The 13,040-nt window shown below is 27.7% G+C and carries 10 protein-coding genes; all 10 read right to left on the reverse strand.

All coding sequences use genetic code 11. From position 1 onward, the window contains the following. Nucleotides 1–57 precede the first annotated feature (57 nt). Nucleotides 58–1,047 carry a tRNA (uridine(54)-C5)-methyltransferase TrmA gene (locus CCANL266_RS05105; RefSeq protein ID WP_172232335.1) on the reverse strand — a complete coding sequence of 330 codons (990 nt, stop codon included), beginning with the start codon at nt 1,045–1,047 and terminating at the stop codon, nt 58–60. Beyond that, entirely contained in the window at nt 1,040–2,752 is a 1,713-nt protein-coding gene (locus tag CCANL266_RS05110; RefSeq protein WP_172232338.1) for a Na+/H+ antiporter NhaC family protein, read from the reverse strand. Before CCANL266_RS05110 ends, CCANL266_RS05105 begins: the two co-directional genes overlap by 8 nt. Nucleotides 2,753–2,820: 68 nt before the next feature. Further along, nucleotides 2,821–4,095: a TolC family protein gene (locus tag CCANL266_RS05115; RefSeq protein ID WP_172232341.1), complete on the reverse strand. Its 1,275-nt coding sequence runs from the start codon at nt 4,093–4,095 to the stop codon at nt 2,821–2,823. Next, nucleotides 4,079–4,930: a biotin synthase gene (locus tag CCANL266_RS05120; protein ID WP_172232343.1), complete on the reverse strand. Its 852-nt coding sequence runs from the start codon at nt 4,928–4,930 to the stop codon at nt 4,079–4,081. Before CCANL266_RS05120 ends, CCANL266_RS05115 begins: the two co-directional genes overlap by 17 nt. Before the next feature lie 15 nt (nt 4,931–4,945). Continuing rightward, nucleotides 4,946–6,037: a peptide chain release factor 2 gene (gene prfB, locus CCANL266_RS05125; RefSeq protein WP_172232346.1), complete on the reverse strand. Its 1,092-nt coding sequence runs from the start codon at nt 6,035–6,037 to the stop codon at nt 4,946–4,948. An 84-nt stretch (nt 6,038–6,121) separates the two neighbouring features. Continuing rightward, the gene (locus CCANL266_RS05130) at nt 6,122–8,569 is read right to left on the reverse strand and encodes a molybdopterin-dependent oxidoreductase (RefSeq protein ID WP_172234397.1); all 2,448 of its coding nucleotides are present in this window, start codon (nt 8,567–8,569) and stop codon (nt 6,122–6,124) included. A 1-nt stretch (nt 8,570) separates the two neighbouring features. Then, on the reverse strand, nt 8,571–9,170 hold the full coding sequence (locus CCANL266_RS05135) for a hypothetical protein (RefSeq protein ID WP_172232349.1): 600 nt from the start codon (nt 9,168–9,170) through the stop codon (nt 8,571–8,573). 113 nt (nt 9,171–9,283) lie between these two features. Then, nucleotides 9,284–9,928 (reverse strand): M48 family metallopeptidase, encoded by a 645-nt coding sequence (locus CCANL266_RS05140; RefSeq protein ID WP_172232351.1) that lies wholly within the window; start codon nt 9,926–9,928, stop codon nt 9,284–9,286. Further along, nucleotides 9,904–11,220: an MATE family efflux transporter gene (locus CCANL266_RS05145; protein WP_172232354.1), complete on the reverse strand. Its 1,317-nt coding sequence runs from the start codon at nt 11,218–11,220 to the stop codon at nt 9,904–9,906. Before CCANL266_RS05145 ends, CCANL266_RS05140 begins: the two co-directional genes overlap by 25 nt. A gap of 75 nt (nt 11,221–11,295) precedes the next feature. Continuing rightward, nucleotides 11,296–13,035, reverse strand: a complete 1,740-nt coding sequence (locus tag CCANL266_RS09670; RefSeq protein ID WP_172232357.1) for a methyl-accepting chemotaxis protein — start codon at nt 13,033–13,035, stop codon at nt 11,296–11,298. Between the last annotated feature and the right edge of the window lie 5 nt (nt 13,036–13,040).

Here is a 13,040-nt window from a genome sequence, read left to right on the forward strand (position 1 = left end):
ATAATTTACATAAATATAATTAATTTTTGCATAATATAAAGCTAATTTATAATTAAATTAGCTTTTTTTAACTAAATAAAACCCTGCTTCAATATGCTCATTAGAATTTACAAATTGGTCAAATAAGGCTGATTTTTTTAAAAAATGGCTTTTTTCTAATTCTTTTAAATCTTCTTTAGCACTCTTTAAAGAGCAAGAAATATAAATAATATTATCATAATTCTTAATAAGCTCTACGCAAGAATTTAAACCACTTCTTGGAGGATCAACCAAGACATAATTAAAATTAAATTCATCTAAATTAATGTGTTTTAGCCTATTAAATTCTCTTTGCTTATTGATTGCACTTACAACTTCACTATCGCTTAATCTTGCGTAAGAAATATTAAAAATATTATTATTTTTGCAATTTTGTTCTAAAAATTTTACATTATTTTTACTAAGTTCGGTTGTAAAAACCTTATTAAATTTTTTAGCAAGTGCTAGGGTGAAATTACCATATCCACAGTAAAGCTCTAATAAATCATTTGCCTTATCATCTACGCAAGATAAAGCAAATTCAATCATTTTTTCATTCATTTGCAAACTTGGCTGAATAAAACATTCATAATTAAAATTATAAATAATATCATTACTTTTATGAATTAATAAATCGTTTGGATATGCTAATTTTTCTTTTTTAGCTAAGGCTACTAGCTTAAAATCTTGTTTTGTAAATTCTTTTAATTTTTGCCATTCTTTTTTAATATCAAAATTACTTATACTTTTATGATAAAGTAAAATTAAACACAAGCTATTTGAAGTAGAAAATAGCCTAACTTCAAACAACCTTTGCTTATCTTCTAAATTACCTAAAATATGAGGCAAAAAAGCCCTAATTTCATCACAAACAAAGGAAAAATCTATATCAAAAATTCTTTCTTTATTTTCTTTAAACATACAAAATTTAGGCTCGTTTTTATCCCAATAAATAGCTAGGTTAAGCCTTGTTCTTAAACCATTTTTGTAAATCTCATCAGCTTTAAAAAAAGTATCAAATTTATTCAACTTTTTTTCCTATAAATCTTAACAAAATGTACATAGCAAAAATTCCAACAATAATTACAAGCCATACAGGCAATCCTGCACTCACAGGTAAATAGCCAAAAATAACAGTAACCGCACAAACAAAAATCGCATAAGGCATTTGAGTTTTAACATGCGCACTTAATTCGCATTTTGCACTCATAGCGCTTAAAATCATTGTATCTGCAATAGGAGAACATAAGTTACCAAAAATAGCACCACTTAAAACACAAGAAATACTAATTACCATATAATGATGTACTTCATTTGGGCTAAGCCCTGCTTGATTTGCAACCGCATAAGCTAAAGGTATTGCTAAAGGCATTAATATCCCCATAGTTCCATAACTTGTTCCAATGGCAAAAGACATAATTGAGCCAAATAAAAATATAACGCTAGGTAATAAAATTTTAGGTGTTTTCTCCCCTAATAAAGATACTATATAATCAGGAGTTCCAAGTTCTTTTACAATTGATGTTAAACTCCAAGCAAAAAGCAACATAGCAATAGTAAAAATCATACTTTTCCAACCATGTAGCCAAGTTTCAATCGCTTCTTTGTGATTAAATTTTTTTCTAATTAAACCCATAATTACCGCTACAACACTTGCAAATAAGGCTGCTTGAAACAAGGCTATGCTTGAATCTGCTTCTCCAAAAGTAGTTCTTAAAGCATAAAAGCTAAAATAATTTTCTTGCACCTTTTTTAAACTTTCTTCATCAAGAGCCGATAAACCACTAAAATAAAAGCAAAATAAAGCCCCAATTATTAAGGTTAAAATAGGTATTAAAGCGTCGCTAATTTTATGAGAAATATTATCATTTGGCTTTAGCTCTCTTTCAAGTTCAGCTCCAACATCTAAAGCAGCTTTGCTAATTATGCCTTTTCTGCAATTACTTTCTGCAATATACATTGGACCAAATTCTCTTTTGCTAATTGCTGTTAAAACAACAAAAGAAAGCATAAAAATATTAAATAATCTGTATGGAATTGTTTCTAAAAATATCCCAAAAGCATTAATGTCTTTTATATTTATAAGCCCATAAGCTGTATTAATAAGCCCTACTTCAACCCCAATCCAAGTAGAAACAATAGCAATACCAGCAACAGGAGCTGCGGTACTATCTAAAATAAAACTTAATTTCTCTCTTGAAACTTTAAATTTATCAGCTATAGGACGCATAATCGGGCCAACTGTTAAAGAATTTGCATAATCATCAAAAAATATACAAAGCCCTACAAGCCAAGTATTTACCTGAGCTGCAACAGGACCTTTTATAAATCTTGTTAAAGAATTTGCAATAGCGCTAACTCCGCCCATTTTAGTAATTAAAGCAACCACACCACCAATACATAAAACCTGCAAAATTACACCAGCGTTTCCTGCGTCAGTAATTGAGTTTAATAAATGCTTTACAACGCTAGAAAAAGCTAAAACAACAGTATCTATTAAAGCAGAAAAAGAAAATTCCTTAGCAATTAAATTAGAAGAAATACTAAGTAAAAGCGTTCCGCTAAAAACACCAATAAATAAAGACATAATTACTTCTTTAGTTAAAAACGCAAGAATAATTGCTAAAAATGGAGGTAAAAGCGTTAAAGCTCCAAACAACTCTTTGTTGTGTAAGGCTAATTCATCACTAGCATTTAAACTTAACGCAAATAATAACAAAAATAAAATTCGCATATCTTTCCTTTGTAATTTTAAGATTTAAGATTTATAATTAATTTTTTTTAATACATTTTAAATACTTTTTAAAACATCATCAATTTGTCTAATTTTATTAATTTATCTTTATCTAGCTCTCCTATTAAAGATTCAAGTTTTAAATAACTAATAATTAATGAATGAACGCTTTTTAAAGCTTCTAATTTGTTTTTATATAAATTAGCTTGTGCGTTTAAAACATCTATTAATTCTTGTTCTTTTTTTGTATAACTTTTTTGAACTAATTCTTCATAAATTTTGGCATTTTCAAGAGCTAAAAAATTAATTTTTACTTCTTCTAATAATGATTCAAAATCATCAATTGTATTTGTTTGTAAAATAGTAATTTCATCTTTAATTTGATTTAACTTATTTGCTTTTAATAATTTATTTAACCTTTCTTTTTCTAATTTATGACCTAAGTTTGATTTTGTGAAAATTGGTATAGAAAAATTAAAATATAAAGAAAAATCATTTTTCTTATTTTTTGAATAATTTTTATCATTGTAATAAATGTTTGATAAATACGAATTTAAGCTTAATTCAGGTAGAAATTCGCCCTTTTTTTCTAAAATATTATTATCTGCAATTTTTTCTTGCAATAACTCTTTTTTATATGAAAAATTATTTTTATATTCTTTATATTTTTGTAAATCTAGCTTTTCAAAATAAGTAGTATTTATAAATTTAAGTTCAGAAACCTTTATTTCTTTGCCTGTAATGTTTTTAATGTTTAAAATAGCTGATTTTAAATTCTTTTTAGCCTTATTTACTTCTAAATTACTTTTATCTAAACTAATTTTTGCTTGAAAAAGCTCTAATTCGCTTGAATTTTTATTAGCCTTTACTTGCTCTAGTTTTAAACTATGTGTATTGTTATAAGACTTTGCTAGTTTTAAAGATATATTAGCAAAAACTAAATCAAAATAAGCATTAGCAACCCTTAAAGCAAGTTCTTGCTTTGTATTTATATTTTCTAATTTTTCTATTTCAAGATTATAATTTTGCTCTTTAATATTTGTATAATTTGATAATTTAAAAATAGGTAAAGAAAAGCTTAAATAAAGTCTTTTATAACCTGCATTATAGTCTTTATCGTTATAAGTAAAGTTATTTATTACATATTGAGAGTTTAGCTTTAGATTAAAAAGCAAATCACCTAAACTATCTTTATATTTTTCTTCTTGAATTTTTACTTTGTATTCTTGGTTTTTAACTAAATAATCAAATTCTAAAGCACTATTATAAGCATAGGCTAAAGAATCTGCATAAATATTTTTTGCAAAAAAAAGTACAAAAAAAATCTTAGCAACTTGTTGCAATCTTATATCCTGCTTGTTGTATCAGTTCAATATCGCTTGTTTTATCATTGCCTTTTGTGGTTAAATAATCACCCAAAACAATAGAATTTATTCCAGCTAAAAACATTGATTTAAAATCATCTTTAAAAACAAGCTCTCTGCCACCTGCTGCCATTAATCTTGTGTTTGGCAATAACTCTTTTGCTTTTTTTATAATAGCAATTGCTTCTTCTTTATCAATTTGCTTTGTTTTTATTGGTAAAGCATCGTTTTTGATATAAAAATTTATTGTGCTTGTATGTGGATTTAAAGTTTTTAAAGCTTCTAACAATTCAATTCTTTGCTCATTACTTTCTCCAAGCCCAAAAATACCGCCGCAGCAAATTCCAAGACCTGCATTAATAGCATTTTGATTAGTTTCATATCTTTCTTCATAAGTATGAGTACTGCATATTTTTGGAAAATAGCTTTTTGCTGTTTCTAAATTATGGTTATAACTATCTATGCCATTTTCTTTTAAAAAAGCAAGTTGCTTAAAACTTGCCCTACCATTACAAGCAATTAAATGCAAATGCAAACCACTTGCTTTAATCTCACTTGCTGCTCTTGCAATAAAATTTATTTTAACCCCATCAATACCATCTCCACTAAAACCACGACCTGAAGTAACTAAGCAAAAACCTAAAGCACCAGCCTTACTTGCGAGTTTTGTTTCATTTACTATTTGCTCAATACTTTTATAATCATAAGAATTTATATTTGTATTGTAATGTTTTGATTGAGTGCAATAAGCACAATCTTCATTGCAATTTCCACTTTTAACATTGCAAATAGAACATAAAAATATCTCACTCATAATTCCCCCTTAAAATTATTTATTAGCTATTAAAACACCTTCAATAAGCTTTTTAATATCCCCATCTAAAATAGAATCAACTTGAGAATAAGCTATATTTGAACGCAAATCTTTAACTTGTTGATAAGGTGCTAAAACATAAGAACGGATTTGATGTCCAAACGAATTTTCTCCTACTGCGCCTGTGTCTTTATTTTCATTTTGTTTTTCTAGCTCTAATTCATACAAACGAGATTTAAGCATTTTCATTGCTGTGGCTTTATTCTTATGTTGAGACCTATCATTTTGGCATTGAACTACAATATTTGTTGGAAGGTGGGTAATTCTTACTGCACTTTCTGTTTTATTAACATGCTGTCCACCTGCACCACTTGCACGATAATAATCAATTCTAATATCTTTTTCTTCTACTTGTATTTCTATATCATCATCAATTTCTGGGCTAACAATTACACTACAAAAACTTGTATGCCTTCTTGCATTGCTATCAAAAGGGCTAATTCTTACTAAACGATGAACTCCATGCTCTGCTTTAAAATACCCATAAGCAAAATCCCCACGCACAATAAAACTCACATCTTTAATGCCTGCTTCATCGCCTTCTTGAAAGTCAAGAGTTTCTACTTTATAGCCTTCTCTTTCGCAAAATCTTAAATACATTCTATAAACTATACTAGCCCAGTCATTGCTTTCTGTACCGCCTGCTCCTGGATGTATATTTACTATTGCACCTTTATTATCATTTTCTCCGCTTAAAAGCATTGATATTTCTAAAGTTGTAATAACCTCATTTAAATTATCACTTTCAGCAAATAAAGCTTCTAGTGTATCAGTATCATTTTCTTTCATAGCAAGTTCAAAAAGCTCAATAGTACCAACTAATTCACTTTTAGCATTCTCATAAGCACTTAAAAGATTATTTAATTTTGTCTTTTCCTTGCCAAGCATTGCTGCTTTTTTTGTATCTTGCCATAAATTTGGGTCTTCTTGCATTTTTTGAATTTCTTCTAATTTTTCTTTTGCTTCATTTGGTTTAATGATTTTTTCAATATTTTGTAATTTTATTTTTAATTCTTTTAATAATTCACCGAATTCGTAAGTATCCAAATTTTTCTCCTTAAAAAATATGAAATACTAGCAAAATATTTTTAACTAAAAAAGTAATTATCTTCCAAAAAGGAAGATAATTATTTATAAATGTTGAAGAATTGTTGGTTTGCTAAAGGCTTGAATGGCTTTAATTTTTCCTTTAAATTTTTCAAATTCAATTAAACAAGTATGAGCACTATTGCTTTGTGCTAATTTTGAAGTACCTTTATCTTTGGTTAAAACATTCACACAACCGTGCTGACAAAGAGATTTTTCTCCTAAAATTTCAGGGTCATACCAAGCACCTTCGCAAATTATTACCACACCTTCTCTTACAATATCGCTTACTAAAGCACCTACTAAAATCTCTCCCCTATCATTAAATGCACGGACAACATCTCCTGTTTTAATAGCTCTTTTTTTAGCATCTTCTGGATTAATTATTATTGGCTCTCTTGCATTTACTTCTGCATAATTTCTAATTAAAGAATTATTTAATTGAGAATGTAATCTAAATCTTGAATGCGGACTTACAAGTGCAATAGGATACTTTTTGCTAGTTTTATTATCCTTTAACCACTCAAATGGCTCAAACCAAGCTGGATGTCCATAACAATCATCATAATTCATCTTAGCAATTGTTGGAGAGTATATCTCAATCTTTCCGCTAGGAGTTCCTAGCCTGTATTTGTGTGGATTTTTTCTAAAATTGCTGTATCTTGTGTAAAATTCACTAGTTTTATCAATTTGTGAAAATTGCACATAACCTTTTTTAAAGGCTTCATCAAAACTTGGCATATTTATATTTAATTCTTTTGCATCGCTTTTTGCTTGTTCGTAAATATATTTTACCCATTCTAATTCGCTTTTACCTTCATTAAAGACTTTATCTAAGCCCCATCTTTTGCAAATTTGCTCACAAATATAAAAATCGCTTTTACTTTCTCCCATAGGCTCAATTATAGGTTTATTTATAAAAATAAATTCTTTATTTGGGCTTTGCTCAATATCGTATCTTTCAGGCTCGAGCGCTACTGGTAAAACAATATCACTTAGCTTTGCTTGAGCAGTCCAAAAAGGCTCGGCGGTAATTATTGTATTAAATTTTTTCATAGCCTTAACTGCACGATTTACATCTTGATGTCTTGTAAAAAAACTTCCACTTGCGTTAAATGCTACTTTCATATCAGGTAATTTTATCTTACTGCCATTATGCTCAATTATACTGTTTGGATTTAAAAGCGCATCAATACTTCTTGAACTTGGAATTGTAATATTATTATTTTGATTCCATACACTGTTTTCATCGCCTTCATTTGGAATAACACTTATGCCTTTTAATGTTGGGCTTACATATAAATCAGCACCTAAATTATTATAACCTAAGCTAAATTCAAAACCGCAACCAAGCTTACCAATATGCCCTAGCATTGCACTTAAAACTGTAATTAACCAATGGCTTTGTTCTCCGTGGTCTTGTCTTTGCAAGGCACGACCTGCTAGAATAATTGTATTGTTTTTTGCAAGAGAAGTTGTAAAATCTTTTAATGTATTTTCATCAACCCCACAAATAGCACTAGCCCATTTTAAATCTTTTTTAATTCCGTCTTTTTCTCCCATAAAATATTCTTTAAATTTATTAAATCCAACTGTGTATTTTTTAATAAATTCTTTATCATAAAGCCCACTTTCATACAAATAACAACACATAGCTATCATCATAGCACTATCAGTATTTGGAATAACGCTTAAAAATTCGCTATTAAAATATCTTTGAGTGTTGTTTTTATACACATCAACGCTATAAATTTTGATTTTTTTGTTTTCATAAGCTTCTTTAAGTTTTTCAAAATATTCGTAATTACTATGAGTTGGACATTCAACTGCTATTTGATTTGTAACTAACAAATCACTACCCCAAATTACAACATTTTTTGCATTTTTCAAAATTGCTTTATATCTTGTAGGTGCTTCATAAACAGTATTTGAACCAAAAACATGAGGTAAAATAACCATACCTGCTCCAGTTGAATAATCTCCACTTTCTTCAACATATCCACCTAATATTTTAAGCATTCTATGAGCCATTGTTCTGCCCCAGCTAACCTTGCCAAAACCGCCCCACCAATAGCATTCTCCATAAATTGCACTAGCTCCATATTTATCATAATTATCTTTTAAAGCCTTAGCAGCTAAATCAAGGGCTAAATCCCAACTAACCCTTATAAATTCTTCTTTTCCTCTTAAATGAGATTTACTTGCACCTAATTTTTTTAAATAGCTTTTTCTAACACAAGGATATAAAACCCTACTTTCATTTTGCGTTCTATCAGGCACACAATTGTTCATCGTATTAGGGAATTTATCTCCAAAAAATGGGCTTACGCTTACTATTTGTGAGCTTTGGATATTTGCATAAAAAGCTCCAAATCTATCAGCAACTAATTCTTTTTTGTTATCAAAAATTGTTTCTTTAATACCTTCAATTTTACTTGCATTTAAAGCACTTGCACTAAGCAAACTTAATTTTAAAAAAGACCTTCTTTGCATATTATTCTCCTTTTGCATCTTTTGCATTTGTTTGTAGATATTTAATAATCATTGCTTTTTCTTCTTTGCTTAAATCAACATAATTTAAACCAATCATACTATCAATATTGCTAGGCCATTGATTTATAGTAAAAGAATCAGGGCTATGCAGTCTATGGCAAGCACTACAGCTTTGCTCATATAAAGCTTTTGCTTCTTTTAATAAAGTTTCATTTGTATTTACAACATCACTTTTTTTAGCTTCAAATTCAATACTAACTTCATACCATAATTCAGCATATTCGTCTTCAACTTCTTTTATTATTTTTAAATATGGATTTTTTTCTGTTTTATAAGTTGCATTTTCATTTTTATCCCAAAAATTTGCTAAAACTTCATTTTTATTTGGGGCTTTTAGCATTTCTTCTTGATAATCATCGCTAACAAAGGCTTTTAGTGATAGTAAATAACTATCTTTATTTTCTTTAATAATATTAACCTCACTAAGCATTTTTGCACTACCAATTTGCTTTTTATTGTAAATAATTGCCACATCTTTATTTAAGTACGCAGCATTTAAAAGACCTAGACTTAAAATATAGCTTAAAATAATCTTTTTCACTTAAACTCCTTAAAATTAACTTAATTTTTTAAACTAAAATAAAAATTTCAAAAAGTATATGAAAGAATAATTAACATTATTAAGAATTTAAAAAAAAATTATAATAAGAATAATTAAAAATATTCTTTTTCTCTTTGCCTAAAATCACTCATAAAATACTCAATAAAATCGTAAAATTCTTTGCTGTGATTGGGGAATTTTAAGTGGCTTATTTCATGCAAAATCACATATTCGATAGCTTTTAAATTCTTTTGAATTAGTTTTAAATTTAAATTAATATAAGCTTTATTGTGATTGCATGAACCCCAGCGAGTTTTCATATTTTTAATGCTTAAATGCGTGTAAAATAAGCCTGTTTTTTTACTCCATTTTTTAAGATAAAAAGTAAAAATTTTTTTGGCATTTTGTCTTAAAAATAAATCTAATTTTGCTTTATTTTGACAAAGAATTTTATCTTTATCAAAATAAGTTTTTTTGGCATTTTCATCAAAGATAATTTTATATTTTTTAGCTAAAAAGATTAATTCATCATCTTTTAAGGCTTTTTTTTCAAATCTTTTTTTTGCTTCATTCATCCAAGAACTTGATTTATCTAAAAACTCATAAACACTTTTAAAGGTGCAAAAATAAGGAATGCTAAGAACAAACTCACCCCTTTCATTTAACCTTAATCTTAAGGTTTTTATGCGTTTTTTAGAATAAAAATAGCACTCACCTTTATAAATAAATGATTTTAAACTAGAGCTTTGCCTTGCCATTTTTTGCTTTTCCATCTGTATGAATTTACTATTCCACGCAAAAACTCATCTGCACAAAATCCTATCCAAACTCCTAAAATTCCAAGATTAAAATGAAAACAAAGCGCATAACCCACAGGCAAAGATACCCCCATCATAAAAACAAGCCCACTAAAAAAAGCAAACCTAGCATCGCCACTTGCACGCAAAGAATTAACCATAACTATATTAAAAGTGCGTGAAATTTCAAGAAAGATTGAAAGAGCAAATAAAGGTGTCATAATTTTAATTAAATCATCATTTAAAGCAAGTATTTTCATAGTTTGATTTTGACAAATATAATTTAACAAAACAATTACAGTACTTGCAATTACACTTAAATAAAGCGCCATCCAAGTATGCTTATAAGCAATATTTTGTCTATTTGCTCCTACTAATTTTCCTATTATGATTTCATTTGCAACACTAATTGCTTGACCAATCAACATAATCATCATTGATATTTGAAAATAAATAGTTTGCACACTTAAATTTTCTTTACCTAAAGATGCAACAAAAGAAAACGCAATAGTATATTGACTAATCCATAAAAGATTTTCACCAGCTGAAAATCCACCTATATTTAGAACTTTTTTTAAGACATCTTTTTCTAAGTTTATCATTTCTTTTATCTTAAGATGAATTTTTAACTTAAAAAATAAGATTAAAAATAAAATAATTATAGCTATTAAACGACCAATTATATTACTTAATCCGACTCCAAAAAGTTCTAATTTTGTATAATGCAAAACATAATAATTTAAAATCACAATAGCAATATCCATAACAAAGGTGCTCATCATAACCCAATAAGCCATATTATAAACCCTTACAATAGCCGCTAAAACAATACCTACAGCATCAAAAAACAAACAAATTGCAAGCATATTTAAATAAAGCTTACTATCTTTTAAAAGCTCATCTGGTATTTGCATCATATAAAGCAAATACTCCCCATGCCATAAAATAAGACTTGCGCAAATAAAACCTAAAAGTGCATTTAAAAATATACTTTGATGAATAACCTTTCTTGCAAGATTATAATTTTTTGCACCAATAGCCTGTGATACAACTACACTACATCCAACACTTAAAAAAGAAAAAATAGTTATAAAAAGGTCTAAAATCTGATTTGCAGCACCCATTGCACCTACAAGAGTGTTAGAGTACTTTGAGACCATAAGAGTATTTATAATTAAAGATAAATATCTTAAAAACATTTCAAAAAATATTGGAATACTAAGACTTTTTAAAGATAATTGCTTACTTGACATAAAAAACCTTGAAATAAAATAAATTGTAATTAATTTGATTAAAATTTTAGAAAATTAAAAACCAAGCAATAATGCTTAGTTTTTAATAATTTGATTTAAAGCTTCATCGTTTTCTTTTAGCTTAATTGAACGCTCTGCTACAATTTGTACTATTTTTGAAGATTCTTTTAATAAGTCATTAATTGAATTCATAGATAAAATAATTCCTTTTGTTTGCTCTGTGATTGTATTTGAGCGGTTATTTTGGTCTTCAATATTATCCACAACTTCATCTACATAATTTTGCGTTGTGTTTAAGCTACTTTGTGATTTGCTACCATTTTCTGCTAGATGTGTTAAAATACTAGCATTATCTTTAAGCGATGAGCCAATTTGAGTTAAATTATCCATAATACCTTTAATACTTGCTTCAATATCTCCTAAACTGCCTTGAGTATTTTCAGCTAGTTTTCTAACTTCATCAGCAACAACTGCAAAGCCTCTACCATTTTCTCCTGCTCTAGCTGCTTCAATAGCTGCATTTAAGGCTAATAGATTTGTTTGGTCTGCAATTTCATTAATAGTATTTAATACATCTTTAATCTGACTTACGCTTTGCTGTAAATTCTCAATTTGAGAATGTAAAATTGTTTGACTTTGCACACTGTTATTTAATTCTTCTAATAAAGTGTAAATAGTTTTTGAGGTATCAAAAAGATAATTTTTACTTTCTGTAATTTTATCTTTTGAAGTATGTGCTGATTTTGCATTATCATCAAGACTAATAACAATTTGATTACCAACACTTACATTACTTGCTGTTTTTTCATTAATACTATGAATTTGATTTTCTAAATTCTTTAAATATTCACTTAAATTTACAATTTCTTCGCTAGTAAATCCAGCAATATTTATAATTTCTTGCATTTTATCAACAAAAGAATTTATAAACTTAGAAATAATTAATAATTCATCTTTTTCCCCACGCTCTAATTTTAATCTATTGTTTTTATTCTTCATACCTGTTTGAAGATAATTTACTATACTTTGTGAGTCTTCTTTAAAATCTTTAAGAATATAAAATATCACAAATACTACAACTACAGTAACTATTAAGGTTAAAATTAAAAAGCCTAAAATTATATTTGATTTAACATTAGCTGCATTTCTCATTTCATCTAAAAGATTTAAATCAGCTGTTACTGAATTTAAAGATTCCGAATTTTTTGTAAATGATGCTGCTAGATTTGTAAAATATTCACTTGATTGTTTTAACGATTTTGATAGTTTTTCTGAATTATCATAATTTCTATCAATTAAATCTGCATAAATATTTTCAAACACTCCTTGCAATTCTACACACATTGTTCTTGTTTCATCACTTGATATTGCGTGTTCTATTTTTGCAGAATATTTTTTTAACTCTTCATCTTTTTGAACAAAACTTTGATTCCAACTACGAATTGTGTTTATAGTTAAAGAGCGTAAATTATCATTGCTTGGATTAAGTAAAAGTTTAATTAAATTAGAATTAACATTCCCAATAAATTCAAATTGCTCAATTAGATTTTCATTTTCACTCATTGAATTATCTGTTTCTTCAAATGTTTTACTAACACTTGCTAAAACTTCTTGAGCCTGTTTAGATAGTTTTGTAATATCATTAAAGCCTGCTTTAACTTTAACAACGCCTTGTTCTTCTTGTTTTACTAACTGTGAAAATGTATATTTAAATGCAAAAAAGGCTAGTGCTATTATTAAAACTAGCACCGCCATAGTATTAAAGCTTAAGTTTAACTTAGAGCATATACTTAAGCTTTTAAAATTTGTTTTCATAAGTT

The organism is Campylobacter canadensis (assembly GCF_013177655.1).
GTDB lineage: Bacteria > Campylobacterota > Campylobacteria > Campylobacterales > Campylobacteraceae > Campylobacter_E > Campylobacter_E canadensis.

What these genes read in the sequence shown, in the direction of transcription:
- CCANL266_RS05145 (WP_172232354.1), bottom strand. Translation starts at nt 11,220, where the DNA reads ATGTCAAGTAAGCAATTATCTTTAAAAAGTCTTAGTATTCCAATATTT.
- CCANL266_RS05110 (WP_172232338.1), bottom strand. Translation starts at nt 2,752, where the DNA reads ATGCGAATTTTATTTTTGTTATTATTTGCGTTAAGTTTAAATGCTAGT.
- CCANL266_RS09670 (WP_172232357.1), bottom strand. Translation starts at nt 13,035, where the DNA reads ATGAAAACAAATTTTAAAAGCTTAAGTATATGCTCTAAGTTAAACTTA.
- CCANL266_RS05120 (WP_172232343.1), bottom strand. Translation starts at nt 4,930, where the DNA reads ATGAGTGAGATATTTTTATGTTCTATTTGCAATGTTAAAAGTGGAAAT.
- CCANL266_RS05140 (WP_172232351.1), bottom strand. Translation starts at nt 9,928, where the DNA reads ATGGCAAGGCAAAGCTCTAGTTTAAAATCATTTATTTATAAAGGTGAG.
- CCANL266_RS05130 (WP_172234397.1), bottom strand. Translation starts at nt 8,569, where the DNA reads ATGCAAAGAAGGTCTTTTTTAAAATTAAGTTTGCTTAGTGCAAGTGCT.